Here is a 20695-nt window from a genome sequence, read left to right as displayed (position 1 = left end):
GTGAATGATGTCCCGGAAGGAGAGGGCGGCAGCGCCTTCTCCTCTGGAACACGATATATGAGGAGGAAGAAAAATGGGATATTTTTCCATGCCGAAATATTTCCAGGATATGCCCGTTGTTGGTAAGCCGTTAGTGAATGCCAACGCAGAAAACGAGGCAGAGCTTAAAGAGATCGAGAAGAATATCCATGACAAGGTAGAAGAGATCCTTGCCAAGGGTATTACCACAGAGGAAAAATTAAACGAGCGCGGCCAGCTTTCCGCCATGCAGCGTATCAACGCTCTGGTAGACGAGGGGACCTTCTGCCCGTTAAACAGCCTCTTTAACCCCAACGACAACAAGATGGGTTCCACCAACATCATCAACGGCCTTGGCCGCGTAAACGGCAAATGGGTCTATGTGATCGCATCCGATAACAAGAAAATGGCTGGAACCTGGGAGCCGGGCCAGGCTGAGAACCTGATCCGCTGCTCCGACGCTGCCAAGATGATGAACCTTCCGCTGATCTACTTATTAAACTGCGCGGGCGTTGACTTCCCGTTCCAGGATCAGGTATATCCCAACCGCCGCGGCGGCGGTACTCCGTTCTTCAGAAATGCTGAGTTAAACCAGTTAGGTATTCCGGTGATCGTAGGTATCTACGGAACGAACCCGGCCGGCGGCGGATACCACAGCATTTCCCCGACGATCCTGATCGCCCACAGCCAGGCCAACATGGCAGTCGGCGGAGCAGGCATCCTTTCCGGTATGAATCCCAAGGGGTATATCGATAAGGAAGCCGCTGACCAGATCGTGGCTGCCCAGATCGAGAACGGCAAGAACAAGGTTCCGGCTCCGGGCTCTGTTCCGGTCCACTATGACGAGACCGGTTTCTTCCGTGAGGTTTACGAGAACGATTACGGCGTGATCGAGGGAATCAAGAAATATATCAGCTACCTTCCGGCTTACAACTTAGAGTTCTTCCGGGTAGACGACCAGAAGGCTCCGTTACTTCCGGCAGAGGACCTTTACAGCATCATCCCGTTAAACGGAAAGCGTCCGTATGATATTTACGACGTGATCGGCCGTCTCTTCGACGGTTCCCAGTTATACGAGTACAAGAAGGGCTACGGTCCGGAGATGGTGACCGGTCTTGCCAAGGTCAACGGTCTTTTAGTAGGCGTCATTGCCAACGTACAGGGACTTTTAATGAACTATCCGGAGTATAAGCAGAACTCCGTAGGCGTAGGCGGAAAGTTATACCGTCAGGGCTTGATCAAGATGAACGAGTTCGTGACCCTCTGTGCCCGTGACCGTATCCCGCTGATCTGGCTGCAGGATACCACTGGCATCGATGTAGGCGACGATGCAGAGAAGGCAGAGCTTCTGGGCCTTGGCCAGTCTCTGATCTACTCCATCGAGAACTCCGGTCTTCCGTCCTTAGAGGTTACGCTCCGTAAGGCCAGTGCTGCTGCCCACTATGTACTGGGTGGACCCCAGGGCAACAACACCAACGTTTACTCCATCGGTACCGCTGCCTGTGAATATTATGTAATGCCGGGCGAGACCGCTGCCAACGCAATGTACTCCAGAAAGCTGGTGAAGGCAAGCAAGGCTGGCGAGGATATGCAGCCCATCATCGACAAGATGAACGATATGATCCAGCTGTATCATGAAAAATCCCGTCCGGAATACTGTGCGAAGGTCGGCATGGTGGACGAGATCGTTGACATGACAGAGCTTCGTCCGTATATCCAGGCATTCACCGAGGCTGTTTACCAGAATCCGAAGAGCATCTGCCCGATGCACCAGATGGTAACACCCCGTGCGATCCGCGAGTGGAACGACGCGCATAAGGCCTGATCCTGACTGAAGGCGTGAATTCTGATCCAGACCGGGGGCTCCCCGGTCTGGATAATGTTGTATCAAAGGATATATGATTTCGGCTTGTCCTTTAGGGTGCCTTGTGCTATACTGGGACAGGAAAAAACAAAAAATTCATTGATACAGAAGAAAACCCGGAGGTTCGTATGAGTGCAGTTTATACACTGGGGATCGATGTGGGTTCCACAGCGTCCAAATGTATTATTTTAAAAGATGGCAAGGAGATCGTGGCAAAATCCCTGATCGATGTGGGGGCTGGTACCAGCGGCCCGCAGCGTGCCATCGACGCCGTGCTGGAAGCAGCCGGCATGACAAGAGACCAGATGGCCTACGTTCTGGCCACGGGCTATGGCCGCAATTCCTTAATGGGACTTGCAGATAAGCAGATGAGTGAGCTTTCCTGCCATGCGCGGGGGGCTTCTTTCCTGTTCCCGGAGGCCCATACGGTCATCGATATCGGAGGGCAGGACGTAAAGGTTCTCCGGATCGAGAACGGGACCATGACCAACTTCCAGATGAATGACAAGTGTGCAGCCGGAACCGGCCGTTTCTTAGACGTTATGGCCAGGGTCCTGGAGGTGCGCGTGGAGGATCTGGGAGATCTGGGAGCCCAGTCGAAGAAGCATGTGGGCATCAGCTCCACATGTACCGTATTTGCAGAGAGCGAGGTTATCAGCCAGCTCTCCATGGGTACGGATAAATGCGATATCATCAACGGCATCCATCACTCCGTGGCTGGCCGTGTGGCTGGCCTTGCCCACCGGATCGGCGTGGTAAAGGACCTTGTGATGACCGGAGGTGTAGCTCAGAACAGAGGCGTTGTATCTGCGCTGGAAGAGGAGCTGGGGTGTCCGATCCTCACTTCTCCGCTGACCCAGTATAACGGCGCTTTGGGTGCCGCCCTGTTCGCATGGCAGGCAGCGACCCGCTAAACGGTAAGACAACGGGCCAGAGGGACATGAGCCATGTCTGTCTGGCTGCCGTCGTTTATACATTCAATGAGGAGGATGAATAATTATGGCTAAAAAGCAGGTTAGTCCCGGCGTTCTTGCCCTTCGTAAGGTTGTGGACGACGTTCACAAGGACGCGCGTGAGGCAAAAAAAAGAGGCGAGTTAGTGGGATGGTCTTCTTCCAAATTCCCGTGTGAGCTCGCAGCAGCATTTGACCTGAATGTTATGTATCCCGAGAACCAGGCCGCTGGTATCGCAGCAAACCGCTACGGCGAGATGATGTGCCAGGCAGCCGAGGATCTGGGCTATGACAACGATATCTGCGGATACGCACGTATCAGCCTTGCTTATGCGGCTGGCGTCCGCGTTGCCCGTAAATTTGACTCGGAGACCGGTGAATATATCATCGATCCGTCCACTGGAAAGCCCTTAAAGGATGAGAACGGCAACGTGGTCATCGACGAGGCCACTGGAAAGCCGAAAAAGGATCCGAAGACCCAGACTCCGTACCTGGAGCTTGTAAATATCCTGGAGCTTGAAAAGCTGCCGGATGGACCGGACAAAGAGCGCCGCATCGAGGCCATCTCTCCCATCCGTCAGATGCAGATCCCGCAGCCGGATTTCGTTCTCTGCTGCAACAACATCTGTAACTGTATGACAAAATGGTATGAGAACATTGCCCGTATGTGCAACGTTCCGCTGATCATGATCGACATCCCGTACAATAACACCGTAGATGTTCATGACTCCAACGTGAAGTATGTCCGCGCCCAGTTTGACAAGGCGATCAAACAGTTAGAGGAGCTGACTGGCAAGAAGTTCGACGAGAAGAAATTTGAAAAGGCCTGTGAGAACGCAAACCATACTGCGAAGGCATGGTTAAAGGTTTGTGACTACTTACAGTACAAACCGGCTCCATACTCTGGATTTGACCTGTTCAACCACATGGCTGACGTTGTAACAGCCCGTGCAAGAGTTGAGGCCGCCGAGGCATTTGAGCTTTTAGCCTCCGACCTGGAAGAGACCATCAAGAAGGGCGAGACCACCACGCCGTTCCCGGAGAAATACCGTGTAATGTTCGAGGGTATCCCCTGCTGGCCCAAGCTTCCGGCACTGTTCAAACCGTTAAAGGAGCATGGCGTCAACGTAACAGCCGTTGTTTACGCTCCGGCCTTCGGTTTCGTTTACAACAATATGGACGAGATGGCACGCGCTTATTATAAGGCTCCCAACTCTGTCTGCATCGAGCAGGGCGTTGACTGGCGTGAGGGCATCTGCCGCGACAACAAGGTTGACGGCGTTCTGGTACACTACAATAGAAGCTGTAAGCCGTGGAGCGGCTATATGGCAGAGATGCAGCGCCGCTTTACAAAGGATCTCGGTGTTCCCACTGCCGGCTTTGACGGCGACCAGGCTGACCCGCGTAACTTCAACGCCGCCCAGTACGAGACCCGCGTTCAGGGCCTTGTGGAGGCCATGGAGGCAAACATGCAGGAAAAGGAGGCTAAATAGACCATGAGTATCAACGCATTATTAGATGAATTTAAGGTAAAAGCAGCTACTCCCAAGCAGCAGCTGGCTGAATATAAGGCTCAGGGTAAAAAGGTCATCGGCGTTCTGCCATACTATGCTCCGGAGGAGCTTGTTTACGCAGCCGGTATGGTTCCCATGGGGATCTGGGGGTCCAATAACAAGACCATCAGCCGTGCAAAAGAATACTGTGCGACCTTCTACTGCACCATCGCCCAGCTGGCGCTGGAAATGCTCTTAGACGGGACCATGGATGACCTGGACGGCATCATCACCCCCACCATCTGCGATACGCTCCGTCCCATGAGCCAGAACTTCCGTGTATCCATGGGAGATAAGATGGCAGTTATCTTCTTAGCCCATCCCCAGAACCGTTTTGAGGATTTCGGCCTTCAGTTCTGTATCGACCAGTACAATAATGTAAAGGAAGAGCTGGAGAAGGTATGCGGCCATGAGATCACTGCCGACGCCATCAGGGATGCCATCAAGGTCTACAATAAGAGCCGTGCAGCCCGCCGCGCATTTGTAAAGCTGGCCAACGACCATTGTGATGTGATCACACCCACCAGGCGTTCTGCAGTATTAAAGGCATTCTATTTCATGGAGAAGCCGGCATACACAGAAATGCTGGAGGAATTAAATAAAGAGCTGGAGGCTCTTCCGGTATGCGACTGGAAGGGAACCAAGGTGGTCACCTCCGGTATCATCTGCGATAATCCGAAGCTTCTGGCTGCATTTGAAGAGAACAATGTTGCCATCGCTGCCGATGACGTTGCCCATGAGAGCCGTTCCTTCAACACAGACGTTCCGGAGGATGAGGAATGTCCGATGATGGCTCTGGCAAAACAGTTTGCCAACATCGACCATGACGTTCTCCTTTACGATCCCCAGTCTGAGAAGAACCGCCGCGGCGAGTTCGTTGCCGATCTTGTTAAGAAGAGCGGTGCCCAGGGCCTTGTACTGTTCATGCAGCAGTTCTGTGATCCGGAGGAGATGGAGTATCCGTACTTAAAGAAAGCCCTGGATGATGCAAAGATCCCGCACATCAAACTGGGTATCGACCAGCAGATGCGCGACTTCGGCCAGGCCCAGACTGCGATCCAGGCTTTTGCAGATGTGCTGGAGATGAGCAAATAATAAAAAAGATTTCCGGTCCGCCGACCGGTTTGTGTCGTAACGGTGCTGTAACAATATGAAAGGTTCCGGCAGAGATGGCAAAGGCTGTTTCTGCCGGGGCCTTTTTTGCTTTACGGATCGCAGGTTTTCTGATAAGATAGTCCAAGAAGAAAGAAAAGGGGAGGAGATTATGTTTCTGACAGGTACGAAAAAGATGCTGGGAGACCGGATCTTTTTACAGAAGGCCGTACGCATCGCCCTTCCAGTGGCCATGCAGGGAATGCTGAATACGATCGTAAACCTGGTGGATACCATGATGATCGGGACGCTGGGAGAAACGACCATCGCGGCGGTGGGCCTGGCAAATAAGGTGTTTTTTGTATTTTCACTCCTTGTATTCGGGATCGTCAGCGGGAGCGGAGTCCTGGCGGCCCAGTACTGGGGCAATAATGATGTGAAAAACATAAGAAAGGTGCTGGGACTGGCACTTATGCTGGCACTGGCGGGAGCAGCGGCCTTTATGATCCCGGCCATGGTATGCCCGGAGCTGGTGATGCGGATCTTCACAGTCAGCCCGGAGACCATACGGGTCGGCAGCGCATATCTGGTGGTGGCAGCCGTATCCTATCCGTTTACGGCTTTCACCAACGTTTATGTGGCCATGCTCCGGGCCGTGGGTCAGGTGAAGCTTCCAGTGCTCACAAGCTGCCTGGCGATCGTCGTGAATATCGTTTTGAATTTTCTGCTGATCTTTCCGGCGCGCACCGTTACAGCCGCAGGGCAGGAGATCTTCATCTACGGCGCAGGCCTCGGAGTTGTGGGTGCGGCCCTGGCAACGCTGATCGCCAGGATCGTGGAAGCGGCGGTGCTGGTCCTTGTGGTCTATATGCGGAAATTCCCCATTGCCTGCCGTATCCGGGAGATGTTCGGGTATACAAAGGCGTTTATCCGCCAGTTTGTCAGCACCTGCGCGCCGGTCATTGCCAATGAGTTCATGTGGGGGTTGGGTGTGACCATGTATTCCCTGGCCTATGGACGGATGGGCGATAACGCAGTGGCGGCCGTTACCATCGCCATGACGATCCAGGATATCGTATTCGTTCTGTTCCAGGGGCTGAGCGCCGCCACAGCGGTGATCCTTGGGAATGAGATGGGAGCCGGGCACCTGGAACGGGCGGAGGAGTATGCGGCCAATTTCTTCCGGCTGCTGTTCCTCCTGTCGGCTGCCGGAATGGTGATCGTGCTGATGATCCGGGGGCCGATCCTGTCCATTTACCAGATCTCTCCGGAGGTGAAGGAGGACGCGGCCAGATGTCTCCTTACATTCGCCCTGTTCCTGCCGGCAAAGATGTACAATCTGATCTGTATCGTAGGCGTTTTGCGGAGCGGCGGCGACACAAAGATGTGCCTGTTCCTGGATACCAGCGGCGTCTGGTGCATTGGGATCCCCCTGGCGTTTCTGGGCGGGCTTGTGTTCCGTTTCCCGATCTATGTGGTCTATGGAATGGTCATGCTGGAGGAGGTCTATAAGTCGGCGCTGGGATACTGGAGATACCGTCAGAAGAAATGGCTGAGGAATCTGGAGGCGGAGATTTAAATAAGAAAAAAAAGAGGGAGTGTTTCCTGGTCATCAGAACCGATGACCGGAAGCGCTCCCTTCTGGATTTACAAGGATTCAGGCCCTGGAACTGAACAGGGGAGAGTATCCGATGTCCCTGGAAAGATCAGCAGCAAATTTCTGCACATATTCCAGTTGGACCTTTAAAAGCTCTTCGCTGTTTAAGCGGATCGTGGGGGCGATGATGCCGATGGAGCCGGCCAGTTCACCCTCTGAGTTGAAGACAGGGGCTCCGATGCCCACGGCATCGTTGACGTATTCTCCATAGGTGATGGCGTAACCGGACTGACGGATCTTTTTTAACTCGTCACGGAGATCGCCGGCATCCACCCGGGGGAAGGCGTGGTCGTGCTCAATGATCTTGTTCACATATTCCTCAATAAAGGAGGGAGACTGGTAGGCCAGGAGCACCTTGCGGATGGCTCCGCAGTGGAGATACATCTCATAGCCAAATTCCTCCACCACCTTTATGTGGTTGGGACCGTCCACCTTTTCGATCACAAGCCCCTTGTTGCCTACGGGGATCACCAGATAGGAATCCTCCTCGGTCCTGGCAGAAAGGGCGGACAGGAGAGGATGGGCGGCATCCTGTAAACGGATCCCGCTGGCAGCGGCCTTTCCCAGAGGGATCAGCGCAGGCCCCAGACGGTATGTATGTGACCGCTCGTCGCGGATCACATATTTTTTTTCACAGAAGGTCTGGAGGATCCGGTGCACAGTGCTGGGAGGCAGATCGATGGCCTCCGCCAGTTCCGCAATGGAATAGCTGCGGTTCCTTTCCTTCAGTACCTCCAGGATCTCAATGGAGCGTAGAAGGCTCTGGATCATTTTCCGGCACCGTCCGTATCTTCTTCCACTGTGGCTGATTCTGCCGGAACCGGAGAAGCGGCATCCTTTACGGCCTCAGCGGTTTCTTCCTGGGGAGCAGTTTCGGGGGCCGGTTCTGCGTCTTTCGGTCCCTCAGCATTTTTTTCTTCCCCGGCCTTGCACTTTCCGGGTTCCAGCGTAATATACGTGCGTTCTTTGGCGGCGTCACAGGAAGAAGTTCCCTTTCCTGTTTCCCCAGAGGACGTTTCCTCGTCTTCGTAATCATGGAAATCTTTGTCCAGCTCATCATTGAAAGATTTATACTTCAAATAATAGGAAATACCTGCGGCGGCTGCACCGATGGCGGCCCCAAGAGCGATGAGCAGACCTGTTTTTTTCTTGGACATAGTTCATTCTCCTTTCAACCGGCATGAACGTAAACCGATATAGATTAATAATAAGCCATATTCCAGGAAAAAGGAAGGGATATTTGTAAAGAAAATGAAAAAATCCCAAAAAAATTCCATAAAATTAGCACTCGACCCTTGACAGTGCTAATAATGCGTGCTATAACATTACTTGTGAAAAGGAACAGAGATTTTGAAATGTTCTGGAATTTCAACCAATAGAAAAACATAAAGACAGAAATGGCAAGGAGGAGTCAGTAATGAAATTAGTACCATTATTTGACAGGGTTGTTTTAAAACAGTTAGTTGCAGAAGAAACGACAAAGTCCGGTATCGTGCTTCCGGGTCAGGCAAAAGAGAAACCGCAGCAGGCAGAAGTCATTGCCGTTGGACCGGGCGGAGTTGTGGATGGCAAGGAAGTTACCATGCAGGTAAAGGTTGGAGACCAGGTGATCTTCTCTAAGTACTCCGGAACTGAGGTTAAGACGGACGACGCAGAATACATCATCGTAAAACAGAACGATATTCTTGCTGTTATTGAATAAGCAGCGGCGGGAGACCGTAAGGCTGCGGCTGCTCCGGCCTGGCCGGAGAGTATATAATTTGGAGGTAATTGAATCATGGCTAAGGAAATTAAATATGGCGTAGATGCCAGAAAAGCTCTGGAAGCTGGCGTAAATAAACTTGCTGATACCGTCCGCGTGACATTAGGGCCCAAAGGAAGAAACGTGGTCCTGGATAAATCCTTCGGAACACCGCTGATCACCAACGACGGCGTGACCATCGCAAAAGAGATCGAGCTGGAAGACGCTTTTGAAAACATGGGCGCACAGATCTTAAAAGAAGTTGCCACAAAGACCAACGACGTTGCCGGTGACGGTACTACCACCGCAACCGTTCTGGCCCAGGCAATGATCAATGAGGGAATGAAGAACCTGGCAGCAGGTGCAAACCCCATTATTTTAAGAAAAGGAATGAAGAAGGCCACCGACGAGGCTGTGAAGGCCATTGCTGAGATGAGCCAGCCCATCAGCGGCAAGGCACAGATCGCAAGGGTCGCAGCAATCTCCGCTTCCAGCGATGAAGTAGGCGAGATGGTTGCAGATGCCATGGAAAAAGTGACCGGAGACGGCGTGATCACCATCGAAGAGTCCAAGACCATGAAGACCGAGTTGGATCTGGTAGAAGGAATGCAGTTCGACAGAGGCTATATCTCCGCATATATGTGCACAGATATGGAGAAAATGGAAGCCGTTCTGGACGATCCCTACATCCTGATCACAGACAAGAAGATCTCCAACATCAACGATATCCTTCCGTTACTGGAGCAGATCGTGAAGACTGGCGCAAAGCTTCTGATCATTGCCGAGGATATTGAGGGCGAGGCTCTTACGACCCTGATCGTAAACAAATTAAGAGGAACCTTCAGCGTAGTGGGCGTAAAGGCACCGGGCTATGGCGACAGAAGAAAAGAAATGTTAAAGGATATCGCGATCCTCACAGGCGGTACTGTGATCTCCGAGGAGCTGGGTCTTGACCTTAAGGATGCGACCATGGAAGAGCTGGGCCGTGCGAAATCCGTTAAAGTACAGAAAGAGAACACCATCATCGTTGACGGCCTTGGAGATAAGGAAGAGATCGCCAACCGCATCGGCCAGATCAAGGGCCAGATCGAGGAGACGAAATCTGACTTTGACAGAGAAAAGCTCCAGGAGAGACTTGCAAAGCTTTCCGGCGGCGTAGCAGTGATCCGTGTGGGCGCTGCCACAGAGACAGAAATGAAGGAAGCAAAGCTCCGTATGGAAGACGCCCTGGCAGCTACAAAGGCAGCCGTTGAAGAGGGTATCATCGCAGGCGGCGGATCTGCTTACGTTCATGCAGCAGAGAAGGTATCTGCTGTGGTAAGTGGTCTGGAAGGTGATGAGAAGACTGGCGGAAACATCATCTTAAAGGCACTGGAGGCTCCCTTATACCATATCGTTGCCAACGCAGGCCTGGAGGGCTCCGTGATCGTCAACAAGGTAAAAGAGATGGCCACAGGCATGGGCTTTGACGCATACAAAGAAGAGTACGTTGATATGGTAGAAGCAGGGATCCTGGATCCCGCAAAGGTTACAAGAAGCGCATTACAGAACGCTACCAGCGTAGCTTCCACGCTCCTTACGACCGAATCCGTAGTAGCGAACATTAAGGAAGAAACTCCCGCCATGCCCGCCGGCGCCGGCGGAATGGGCGGAATGATGTAGTCCGCGTAAAGCATTGCAAAAAAGGCTGCAGAAACCGGCTCTGGCAAGCTTGCTTGCCAGAGGAGGCTTCGGCGGCCTTTTTTATGAGGCGCACGCCTCTATGAGCAATTTGACAGTCAGTGTCTTATCGGGAAACCAGTTCCACAGCCCAGTCAAATTGCGAATAGCAATGCTTTACCCGCCGGTACTGTTCCGGATTCCATCCTGGCAAGCCTGCTTGCCAGAAGAGGCTTCGGCGGCCTTTTTTATGAGGCGCACGCCCGGCCCTCACCCCTTTTCCATGGCCAGCCGGCTGTTCTGATACTCCCCGGACCAGGTCACGTCCCTGGCGCACCATTCCGGCGGCGTAAAGGCCACGGCGTCCTCCTCCGAGGCAAATTCCACCTCCGCCAGTATGAGGCCCTGGTACGCCCCCTCAAACACGTCCAGCTCAAAGGTCAGATCCGGCCGTCCCTCCACCGGGAGCAGGTACCGCTTTTTCGTAAGGACCTGTCCGTCGGCCTTCTTTAAAAGATGCAGATAGGCCCTTTCATCCAGCGGCAGGTTATACTCCTCCCGTGCCATCAGTCCCCTGGACTTATAGGTCAGATAAAAGGAATCATCCTCCCGCCGGACCCGCACCACAGGCTCCGTGCAGAGATAGGCCTGCTCGATCATGCGGAACGGCCGGGCCTCATAGCCTTTTGGCGGGGCTGTCACAAGAAATTTACGTTCGATCTCCATAGGGCTGTCTCCTTTCCATTGGATGCCGGGAACAGGGAATGCCTGCGCCGGCACCTTTCCGCCTATTATAACACAGGATATGGCGCTGGCCCTAGAATAAGTTTTCTGTAATATAAGAAAAATGTAATAACATTCGGGCCAGAAAGATGATATAATCAAATTACAGGGAAAATAATTTTTACGAAATAAAGAAAAACGGAGGAAATGCTTATGTGGACAAGGGCAGAGCTGAAAGAAAGAGCCAAGGCGTGTCTGCGGAAATATTACTGGGCGGCCTTTGCGGTGAGCCTGGTATTCTCTCTGGTCAGCGGTATCGGAAGTCCGGTTACCCAGCCGGCAGACAGCGGGTACCAGGACGATTACTATGAGGAATATGGATTTGTGGAGGGATTGGGAGACGATCTTCCGGCAGTGGTGGGAAAGATCCCTGCTGTGATCGAGAATGTCCCGGTGGGACCGGGAGTGGTCCAGACCGGCCGGATGATATACGGAGTAATGGCAGGAGTCATGATCGTATTCCTGATCCTGGCCCTGGTCCTGGGGATCTTCGTGATCCCGGTCATTGCGGTGGGTCATAACCGGTACTATATGGAAAGCCGGCTGATGGGCCGGTCGGCGGGCTTTGGAAAGCTTTTGTGGGGCTTTTCCCGCCATTACCTGAATATCGTGCTGACCATGTTCCTGCGGGACCTGATCATCGTCGGCGGAACGTTTTTATGCGTGCTGCCGGGGCTCTATTTTGCCTACTGCTACTACATGGTGCCTTATATCCTGGCGGAAAATCCGGAAATGAAGCCCATGGAAGCCCTGCGGCTTTCCAAGCAGATGATGGAGGGCCATAAAATGAACACATGGCTGCTGGAAATGTCCTTTTTCGGATGGATGTTCCTGGGGGCCATGGCCTGCGGCGTGGGAACCTTCTTCGTGCTCCCGTATTACTACGCCACCTTTGCGGAGCTGTATGCAGTGCTCCGGGCGCCTTACGGCGGGGAGTTAAACGGCTTCGGATATCCGGAGGTGGTACCCACAGGCAGCTTTGGCGGAACGTATGTAAACCAGGCAGACAGCGCCGGAAACGGCCAGTACGGCGGTTACGGCCAGACACAGGGAGGTGCAGACTATGTCGATCATCCACAAGGGAGGTATGGATCCGGCGGAATTTGCGGGCAGGACCATGTACCGTGTAATGGAAACGAAGCAGATGCAGAAGGAAGCGGAGTATTCGGTGGAGGACAGAGTGAAGGAGCGTCCGGCTGGACCGAAGCTTCGGGACAGGGTGCGGAGCATCCTGCAGAAGATCAGAGGGACGAGAGCATAAAGCGGTCCGAGGGCGGCCCGGGCCGGGGATACTACCTAAACGGCGTGTTCCATCCCTACTCAGAGGAGGAAGATAACTAATGGCAAAGGTTTATGCATTCCTGGCGGATGGAATGGAGGAAGTGGAATGCCTGGGCGTGTGCGACGTACTGGCCCGGGCCGGCGTGGAGGTAAAGCTGGTGTCTGTCATGGGAAGATGCCAGGTGACCGGTTCCCATGGGTTCACGGTCACAGCCGACGCGCTGTTTGAGGAGATCACCGACGATGCCGACGTGCTGTTCCTGCCCGGCGGACTTCCGGGGGCAGACCATCTGCGGGACCATGAGGGCCTGGCGGCCATGCTGAAGGCCCACGGGGCAGCCGGGAAACGTCTGGCAGCCATCTGCGCGGCTCCAGGCGTCCTGGGAGGCCTGGGACTTTTAGAAGGGCGCAGGGCCACCTGCTTTCCCGGCTTTGAGGAGAAGCTTGCCGGGGCTGTCTGCACCGGGGAGGGCGTTGTCACCGACGGCCCCGTTACCACTGGAAAGGGCATGGGATGGTCCCTGGACCTGGGGCTTGAGTTGGTGCGTCTCCTTACAGACGGAGAAACAGCGGAAGCCTTAAAAAAGAAGATCCAGTATGACCGTGTTTAGGGCGCTTTTTTAAAAAATAATACTAGTATTTCTAAAAACAGTATGATATAATGCTAAATTGAAGTGTAACGCCCAGAGTGACGGCGTTTCGATATTGGACGGATATGGAAGCCATGTCCGGTACAGATATATTTAAGGAGGAACCCATACAATGAGTTTACAGGTAGAAAAGTTGGAGAAGAATACGGCGAAGCTTACCATCGAAGTGCCGGCAGAAAAATTTGACGCAGCTGTGAAGAATGCTTACAATAAGAGCAAAAGCAGATTCAATATCCCGGGCTTCAGAAAAGGCAAAGCTCCCTTTGAAATGATCAAAAAGATGTACGGAGCAGGCGTATTCTTTGAAGATGCGGCCAACGAAGTGATCGACGAGAGCTATCCGGACGCTGCAAAGGAGAGCGGACTTGTGATCGTTTCCCGCCCCACTGTGGACGTTACCCAGATCGAAGAGGGTAAGGATTTCATCTACACAGCCGTTGTGGCTGTAAAGCCGGAAGTGACCCTGGGCCAGTACAAGGGCGTAGAGGTACAGAAGGTGAAGGCAGATGTGACAGACGCAGATATCGACGCAGAGATCAGCAGCGTGAGAAATAAAAACTCCCGTCTGGTGACCGTTGAGGACAGAGCCGTTGAGAACGGCGATCTGGTGACCATCGACTTCGACGGCTATGTGGACGGAAAGAGATTCGACGGCGGAAAGGGCGACGATTATCCTCTGACCATCGGCTCCCACACCTTCATCGATACCTTCGAGGAGCAGCTGATCGGTAAGAACATCGGCGAGGAGTGCGACGTAAACGTGACCTTCCCGGCTGAGTACCATGTAGAGGACTTAAAGAACAAACCGGCTGTATTCAAGGTAAAGGTAAAAGAGATCCAGAAGAGAGAGCTTCCGGAGGTGAACGATGAGTTTGCCAGCGAAGTATCCGACTTCGATACACTGGAAGAGTACAAGAACGATTTAAGAGTAAAACTCCAGGATGAGAAACAGAAGGCCGCTGACACAGAGATCGAGAACCGTGTTGTGGATAAGGTGGTTGAGAACGCTTCCATGGAGATCGCTGACCAGATGGTTGACGAGGAAGTCAACGGTATGTTAAACGACTATGTGCGCAGACTGGAAAGCCAGGGCATCTCCTTCAAGCAGTATGCAGAGATCACAGGCATGACTGCAGAAAAGATCGGCGAGCAGATGAAGCCCCAGGCTTTAAAGCGGATCCAGACCAGACTGGTCCTGGAGGCTGTTGTAAAGGCTGAGAACATCACTGCCAGCGATGAGGATGTGGACGCACAGTTCGACAAGATGGCTGAAGCCTACAAGATGGAAAAGGACCAGATCAAGGGTATGTTCGGCGAAGAGCAGATCGCCCAGATGAAGGAAGACCTGGCTGTACAGAACGCCATCACCTTCCTTGTAAAAGAGGCAGCTCTGACCGAATAGTCAGAGGTTTCAGTTTTAGAATACGCAGGAGAAACGGGGGTTGCTGCAGCTATGCTGTGACAATCCCCTGTCAAATGTTATGAGCAGGAGGAGAGAATATGAGCTTAGTACCTTACGTACTGGAATCCACCAGCAGAGGCGAGCGTTCCTATGACATTTATTCCAGACTTTTAAAAGACAGGATCATCTTCCTGGGAGAAGAGGTCAATGACGTGACCGCCAGCCTTGTGGTGGCACAGCTTCTGTTCCTGGAGTCTGAAGACCCCAATAAGGATATCAATCTGTACATCAACAGCCCCGGCGGCTCCGTTACAGCCGGTATGGCGATCTACGATACGATGAATTATATCAAATGCGACGTATGCACCACCTGTATCGGAATGGCAGCCAGCATGGGCGCATTCCTGCTTTCCGGCGGCGCCAAAGGAAAGAGGTTCGCTCTCCCCAATGCTGAGATCATGATCCACCAGCCCTCCGGCGGAGCCCAGGGCCAGGCCACAGAGATCAACATCGCGGCTGAGCATATTTTAAAGACCAGAAAGAAATTAAACGAGATCCTGGCTGCCAATACAGGCAAGCCTCTGGAGACCATCGAAAGAGATACAGAGAGGGATAATTACATGTCCGCCCAGGAGGCCATGGAATACGGTCTCATTGACCGCGTGATCACTGGACATTAATATGGAAATTTTTAGAATTGAGGTGTGAACATGCCAGTAAGACCTGAAGACAAGATCCGTTGTTCCTTCTGCGGAAAAAGCCAGGAGCAGGTCAGAAAGATGATCGCAGGCACTGGAAATAATGTATTTATCTGTGATGAATGTATTGAGCTGTGCAGCGAGATCCTGGAAGAGGAGCTGGGTCCCGAAGGGGAGGAAGCGCCGGATTTCGCAGGCATCAATCTGTTAAAGCCCAAGGAGATCAAGGAGTTCCTGGACCAGTACGTGGTGGGACAGGAGGAGGCCAAAAAGGTCCTGTCTGTGTCTGTATACAACCACTATAAGAGGATCACCTCCCAGAGGGAATCCGACATCGAGCTCCAGAAGAGCAATATCCTGATGTTGGGCCCCACAGGCTCTGGAAAGACCTACCTGGCCCAGACCCTGGCAAAGCTTTTAAATGTTCCCTTTGCCATCGCCGACGCCACCACCCTCACGGAGGCGGGATACGTGGGCGAGGATGTGGAGAACATCCTGTTAAAGCTGATCCAGGCGGCGGACAACGATGTGAGCCGGGCGGAGTACGGGATCGTGTATATCGATGAGATCGATAAGATCACCAAAAAGAGCGAGAATGTCTCCATTACCAGGGACGTTTCCGGCGAAGGCGTACAGCAGGCGCTCCTTAAGATCCTGGAGGGAACTGTTGCCAACGTTCCTCCCCAGGGTGGAAGAAAGCATCCCCAGCAGGAGCTGATCCCCATTGACACCACCAATATCCTGTTCATCTGCGGCGGGGCCTTTGACGGCCTGGAGCGGATCGTGGAATCCAGGATGGAGGCCAGCACCATCGGCTTTGGCGCCAAGATCGCCGACCGGAAGCACATGGATGTGGGGGCCCTGTTAAAGCAGGCCATGCCCCAGGATCTGACCAAATTCGGCCTGATCCCGGAATTTGTGGGCCGTGTGCCAGTGATGGTATCCCTGGATCTTCTGGACGAGGACGCCCTGGTGAAGATCCTGACAGAGCCGAAAAACGCCATTACCAAGCAGTATCAGAAGCTGTTTGAGCTGGATGACGTGAAGCTGGAGTTTACCCCCGAGGCGGTCCATTCCATCGCCCATATGGCAGTGGAGAGAAAGACCGGGGCCAGGGGACTGCGTTCCATCATGGAAAACGTCATGATGGATATGATGTATGAGATCCCGTCGGATTCCAATGTGGGGATCTGTACGGTGACCAGCGACGCAGTGGAAGGAAAGGGAAAGCCGGAGATCGTATACCGGGATCTGACGGTTCCCAGAAAGAACCTTTTAGGCAGATCAAAGAAAGACAGTAAGGGCGAGATCGCCTGATAGAGACGGGCTGCTGCAAAGCGAACAGGTTTTACAGCGGCCCATTTTTTCTATATATACAAAAGGAGAATGTTCATGGATGAAAAATTGATGACACTGCCGGTCATTGCGCTCAGAGGGCTGACAGTGCTTCCTGAGATGATCCAGCATTTTGATATCAGCCGGGACAAGTCCATCAGCGCCGTGGAGCACGCCATGGTGGGAGAGCAGAAGGTGTTCCTGGTGACCCAGCGCCAGATCGAGGAGGAGGATCCCGATGCCTCCGGCCTGTTCCAGATCGGTACCATCGCCAGGATCAAGCAGCTGGTGAAGATCCCCGGCGGCCTGGTCCGGGTCATGGTGGAGGGCCTGGAAAGGGCAGAGCTTATCAATCTGCTCCAGGATGATCCGTATCTGGAGGCCGAGGTGGCAGAAGCGCCTCTGATGGAAGAAAACCTGAGCGATACTGTAAAGGAGGCCATGGCCCGCATCGTCAAGGAGAAGCTGGAAGAGTTTGGAAACGGCAATCCCAAGACGGTCAAGGACTTCATGGGCGGGCTTATGGCCATTACGGATCTGAACGAGCTGCTGATCCAGACGGCCGGTCAGTTCCCCTGGGAGTATACGGTGAAGCAGGAGCTTTTGGAGTGCGGTTATGTGAGCCATCTGTATGACCGGGTGGTCTATTATCTGATGCGGGAGATCGAGATCTTAAAGATCAAACGGGATTACCAGGGAAAGGTAAAGGCCAGCATTGACAAAAACCAGAGAGACTATATTTTAAGGGAAGAGCTTAAAGTGATCCAGGAGGAGCTGGGGGAGGAGTATACCGGCTCCGACGCAGACAGCTTCCTGGAGCAGCTGGAGAAGCTCAACGCGGATAAGGAGACAAAGGAAAAGATCCGCAAGGAGATCATGCGGTTCAAGGCGATGCCCGGCGGAAGCCAGGAGGCCAACGTGCTGCGGACCTACATCGAAACAGTGCTGGAGCTTCCCTGGAAAAAGACGTCCCGGGACAACCAGGATATCCGCCATGCGGAAAAGATCCTGGAGGAGGACCATTACGGACTGGAAAAGGTCAAGGAGCGGGTGCTGGAATATCTGGCAGTCCGGGTCCTGACCAAAAAGGGGACCAGCCCCATCCTCTGCCTGGTGGGCCCGCCGGGAACGGGAAAGACCTCCATCGCCCGGTCGGTGGCCAGGGCATTAAATAAGAAATACGTCCGCATCAGCCTGGGCGGCGTCCATGACGAGGCGGAGATCCGCGGTCACAGGAAGACGTATGTGGGCTCCATGCCGGGCCGGATCGCCGAGGCCATGCGCCAGGCGGGCGTGGCCAATCCGCTGATGCTTCTGGACGAGATCGATAAGGTATCCGGCGATTACAAGGGAGATGTGGCATCGGCGCTCCTGGAGGTCCTGGACGGAGAGCAGAACGTGAAGTTCAGGGATCACTATGTGGAGATCCCCCTGGATCTTTCCGGCGTTCTCTTTATCGCCACAGCCAACACCACCCAGACCATCCCCGGTCCTCTTCTGGACCGTATGGAGGTGATCGAGGTATCCAGCTATACGGAAAATGAAAAATTCCATATTGCCAGGAACTACCTGGTGACCAAGCAGCTGGAGCGGAACGGGCTGGATAAAGGAAAGCTCACCATCAGTGATAAGGCCCTGGAAAAGATCATCCACAACTATACCAGAGAAGCCGGCGTCCGGAACCTGGAGCGGCGGATCGGAGAGATCTGCCGGAAGGCGGCCAGGGAATTCCTGGAGAGGGATAAGACCTCTGTACGGGTGACCGAGGCCAACCTGGAAAAATATCTGGGCAAGGAAAAGATCACCTTTGAGGACGCCAACCAGGAGGACCAGGTGGGCATTGTCCGCGGCCTGGCCTGGACCAGCGTAGGGGGAGATACCTTGCAGATCGAGGTCAACGTGATGCCTGGAGACGGAAAGCTTCAGATGACGGGCCAGATGGGTGACGTGATGAAGGAATCGGCCCAGATCGCCCTGACCTATGTGCGCTCTGTCAGCGAGAAATATGAGATCCCCAGGGATTATTTTGAGACCCATGACATGCATCTGCACATTCCGGAGGGAGCCGTTCCCAAGGACGGTCCATCCGCCGGCATCACCATGGCTACGGCCATGCTGTCTGCGGTGACCGGAACAAAGGTCCATGCCAGGGTGGCCATGACCGGAGAGATCACCTTAAGAGGACGGGTGCTCCCCATCGGCGGCTTAAAGGAAAAGACACTGGCGGCCAGGATGGCCCATATGGAAAAGGTCCTGGTGCCGGCGGGCAACCAGCCGGATATGGCAGAGATCTCCAAAGAGATCACAAAAGGCCTTTCCATTGTCTATGTCAAGACCATGGAGGACGTGATCCGGGAGGCGTTCGTTTAAGATCGGAGGACAATATGATCATAAGAAATGTGGAGCTGGAAACTGTCTGCGGCGTGACCAGCAGGCTGCCGGAAAATACTCTTCCAGAGTTTGCGTTTGCGGGAAAGTCCAATGTGGGAAAATCCTCGCTGATCAACGCGCTGATGAACCGGAAGGCTCTGGCCAGGACCTCGGCCCAGCCGGGAAAGACCCAGACCATCAATTTTTATAACATAAACAAAGAGCTGTATTACGTGGACCTGCCGGGATACGGCTATGCAAAGGTGTCCCAGACGGAAAAGGAAAAATGGGGGAAGATGATCGAAAACTATCTCCATAAGTCCAAAATGCTGAAATGCGTGTTCCTTCTGGTGGACATCCGCCATGAGCCGTCGGCCAATGACAGGACCATGTACGAGTGGGTGGTCTACAATGGCTTCCGCCCGGTGATCATCGCCACAAAGCTGGATAAGATCAACCGGAGCCAGATCCAGAAACAGGTGAAGCTCATAAGGAACGGCCTGGGAATGGAAAAGGACGACGTGATCATCCCGTTTTCCGCTGCCAGCAAGCAGGGGAGGGAAGAGATCTGGGCGCTGATCGGGAAGATGGCCGCCGGAGAAGAAAAGGAACAGGAAGAAGGCTCTGGGGAAAACGAGCAGGCCTGATCCGGGAAAAAGAACGGGGGAGCCCATATCGCCATGACATGGGCTCCCCCGGAGCCTTTATACGCCGCTTTTTTGTTTTATGGCCTGCTGGTATGCATCCATCACTGCCAGTCCAAGGGTGACCACGGCAGTGGGGACGGTGACCAGAAGAAAAAATTTCCGGCGGATCCGCCGGATCCGTCTGGAAAGATCAGACCGCTGTCTTTTCATGAAATCCTCCTATTCTGACCGCATTAACGACCGCATGACAAAGGAATAGATCTCCTGGCTCCGCTCCTTCCAGTGGCCGCACATGATCTCGGCCTGATCCTTATCGGGAACGGATACGTCCAGGCTGATGAGCGCGGCTTTTCCCTCCCGCACCTCGCAGTGGACGATGTAATCCTGGTTTGTGGACTTATAGAAATCAGAGATGACGCCCACCTCGCTGCGGAGACGGAATTTATTTTCCTTTAAATAGCCGTCAATGTCGGAGACAATGGCAGGAGAGATATTGGATCCGAAGAAGGAAAGGGTATCCTCCCCTTCCCTGGTGATCTCGTAGCGGGAGGAGTTGTGGATGGACTCCATTTTCAGAAGCCCGGCTTCCCGCAGCTCATTTAAGGCCTGCTGCAACGTAAAGTAGGTGGTGTATTCATGGTCCAGGAAAAAATCCGTGAGCTGGGAATTGGTCAGCGGGAAGTTGACGTGGGCCAGCATATAGAGGATCATGAGTTTATAAAGGGTGATCGGATCCGATAACATAGGCTTACTCCTTTGAATCAATAGGGAACTATCCTTATTTTACAGGTTTCTCCCGGGGGATTCAAGTCCTTTTTCTTTTTTAGGGGACAGCCTGGCGGCGGAGGGGAGGACCTTCCGGGCAGACATGCCCGAATTTCGTCGAAAATGGTAGTGTATTTACCAGTAAAGTATGATATGATAAACTGAAACGATTATGGCGGCCGGGCCTTCAGGGCGGCTGCTGATTATGAAAATCCAGGGTGAAATATT

Annotated in this window: 19 protein-coding genes; 14 read left to right on the top strand and 5 right to left on the bottom strand. The window is 53.4% G+C overall.

Annotated features, from left to right (window positions below; genetic code table 11):
* Window positions 1-73: 73 nt before the first annotated feature.
* The 5 genes from ACI6NM_RS04350 (at window position 74) to ACI6NM_RS04330 (ending at window position 7058) form a co-directional block, all read left to right on the top strand.
* Window positions 74-1843 (top strand): acyl-CoA carboxylase subunit beta, encoded by a 1770-nt coding sequence (locus tag ACI6NM_RS04350; protein ID WP_215655238.1) that lies wholly within the window; start codon window positions 74-76, stop codon window positions 1841-1843.
* 167 nt (window positions 1844-2010) lie between these two features.
* Window positions 2011-2796, top strand: a complete 786-nt coding sequence (gene hgdC / locus ACI6NM_RS04345) for a (R)-2-hydroxyglutaryl-CoA dehydratase activase HgdC (protein ID WP_022272576.1) — start codon at window positions 2011-2013, stop codon at window positions 2794-2796.
* A gap of 85 nt (window positions 2797-2881) precedes the next feature.
* Entirely contained in the window at window positions 2882-4327 is a 1446-nt protein-coding gene (hgdA, locus tag ACI6NM_RS04340; protein ID WP_262428027.1) for a (R)-2-hydroxyglutaryl-CoA dehydratase subunit alpha, read from the top strand.
* A 3-nt stretch (window positions 4328-4330) separates the two neighbouring features.
* Window positions 4331-5482 (top strand): (R)-2-hydroxyglutaryl-CoA dehydratase subunit beta, encoded by a 1152-nt coding sequence (gene hgdB, locus ACI6NM_RS04335; RefSeq protein WP_022272574.1) that lies wholly within the window; start codon window positions 4331-4333, stop codon window positions 5480-5482.
* A 169-nt stretch (window positions 5483-5651) separates the two neighbouring features.
* Window positions 5652-7058: an MATE family efflux transporter gene (locus tag ACI6NM_RS04330; RefSeq protein ID WP_438501048.1), complete on the top strand. Its 1407-nt coding sequence runs from the start codon at window positions 5652-5654 to the stop codon at window positions 7056-7058.
* 78 nt (window positions 7059-7136) lie between these two features.
* On the opposite strand, the gene ACI6NM_RS04325 is transcribed toward ACI6NM_RS04330, so the two are convergent.
* Window positions 7137-7907 carry an IclR family transcriptional regulator gene (locus tag ACI6NM_RS04325; protein WP_262428025.1) on the bottom strand — a complete coding sequence of 257 codons (771 nt, stop codon included), beginning with the start codon at window positions 7905-7907 and terminating at the stop codon, window positions 7137-7139.
* Window positions 7904-8293 carry a hypothetical protein gene (locus ACI6NM_RS04320; protein ID WP_262428024.1) on the bottom strand — a complete coding sequence of 130 codons (390 nt, stop codon included), beginning with the start codon at window positions 8291-8293 and terminating at the stop codon, window positions 7904-7906. The genes ACI6NM_RS04325 and ACI6NM_RS04320 overlap by 4 nt, the downstream gene beginning before the upstream one ends.
* Window positions 8294-8553: 260 nt before the next feature.
* Between ACI6NM_RS04320 and ACI6NM_RS04315 the strand changes: the two genes are divergently transcribed.
* On the top strand, window positions 8554-8838 hold the full coding sequence (locus ACI6NM_RS04315) for a co-chaperone GroES (protein ID WP_022272570.1): 285 nt from the start codon (window positions 8554-8556) through the stop codon (window positions 8836-8838).
* Window positions 8839-8913: 75 nt separating this feature from the next.
* On the top strand, window positions 8914-10539 hold the full coding sequence (groL, locus tag ACI6NM_RS04310; RefSeq protein WP_262428023.1) for a chaperonin GroEL: 1626 nt from the start codon (window positions 8914-8916) through the stop codon (window positions 10537-10539).
* A gap of 267 nt (window positions 10540-10806) precedes the next feature.
* On the opposite strand, the gene ACI6NM_RS04305 is transcribed toward groL, so the two are convergent.
* Entirely contained in the window at window positions 10807-11262 is a 456-nt protein-coding gene (locus ACI6NM_RS04305) for a CYTH domain-containing protein (protein ID WP_262428022.1), read from the bottom strand.
* A 210-nt stretch (window positions 11263-11472) separates the two neighbouring features.
* Between ACI6NM_RS04305 and ACI6NM_RS04300 the strand changes: the two genes are divergently transcribed.
* The 7 genes from ACI6NM_RS04300 to yihA all read left to right on the top strand — a co-directional run bounded on the left by ACI6NM_RS04300 (window position 11473) and on the right by yihA (window position 19702).
* Window positions 11473-12660, top strand: coding sequence for a DUF975 family protein (locus ACI6NM_RS04300; RefSeq protein ID WP_262428021.1), 1188 nt, complete (start codon window positions 11473-11475; stop codon window positions 12658-12660).
* Window positions 12660-13211 (top strand): DJ-1 family glyoxalase III, encoded by a 552-nt coding sequence (locus tag ACI6NM_RS04295; RefSeq protein WP_262428020.1) that lies wholly within the window; start codon window positions 12660-12662, stop codon window positions 13209-13211. Before ACI6NM_RS04300 ends, ACI6NM_RS04295 begins: the two co-directional genes overlap by 1 nt.
* 151 nt (window positions 13212-13362) lie before the next feature.
* Window positions 13363-14652 (top strand): trigger factor, encoded by a 1290-nt coding sequence (gene tig / locus ACI6NM_RS04290; protein WP_262428019.1) that lies wholly within the window; start codon window positions 13363-13365, stop codon window positions 14650-14652.
* A 98-nt stretch (window positions 14653-14750) separates the two neighbouring features.
* The gene (gene clpP / locus ACI6NM_RS04285) at window positions 14751-15332 is read left to right on the top strand and encodes an ATP-dependent Clp endopeptidase proteolytic subunit ClpP (protein WP_022273731.1); all 582 of its coding nucleotides are present in this window, start codon (window positions 14751-14753) and stop codon (window positions 15330-15332) included.
* Window positions 15333-15362: 30 nt separating this feature from the next.
* Entirely contained in the window at window positions 15363-16667 is a 1305-nt protein-coding gene (gene clpX / locus ACI6NM_RS04280) for an ATP-dependent Clp protease ATP-binding subunit ClpX (protein WP_022273732.1), read from the top strand.
* Window positions 16668-16742: 75 nt separating this feature from the next.
* Window positions 16743-19055 (top strand): endopeptidase La, encoded by a 2313-nt coding sequence (lon, locus tag ACI6NM_RS04275; RefSeq protein WP_158358493.1) that lies wholly within the window; start codon window positions 16743-16745, stop codon window positions 19053-19055.
* Between the two features lie 14 nt (window positions 19056-19069).
* Entirely contained in the window at window positions 19070-19702 is a 633-nt protein-coding gene (gene yihA, locus ACI6NM_RS04270) for a ribosome biogenesis GTP-binding protein YihA/YsxC (RefSeq protein WP_215655252.1), read from the top strand.
* Window positions 19703-19759: 57 nt separating this feature from the next.
* Here yihA and ACI6NM_RS04265 read toward each other — a convergent pair whose 3' ends face one another.
* Complete coding sequence (locus tag ACI6NM_RS04265) at window positions 19760-19912, bottom strand: hypothetical protein (RefSeq protein WP_262428018.1); 153 nt, start codon at window positions 19910-19912, stop codon at window positions 19760-19762.
* A 9-nt stretch (window positions 19913-19921) separates the two neighbouring features.
* Window positions 19922-20446, bottom strand: a complete 525-nt coding sequence (locus tag ACI6NM_RS04260) for a DUF4364 family protein (protein WP_262428017.1) — start codon at window positions 20444-20446, stop codon at window positions 19922-19924.
* Window positions 20447-20695 lie beyond the last annotated feature (249 nt).

Source organism: Pilosibacter sp. YYHA0881 (assembly GCF_051602715.1).
GTDB lineage: Bacteria > Bacillota > Clostridia > Lachnospirales > Lachnospiraceae > Alitiscatomonas > Alitiscatomonas aceti.
The sequence above is the reverse complement of the archived record's forward strand: the minus strand, read 5'-3'. Positions and strand labels throughout refer to the sequence as shown.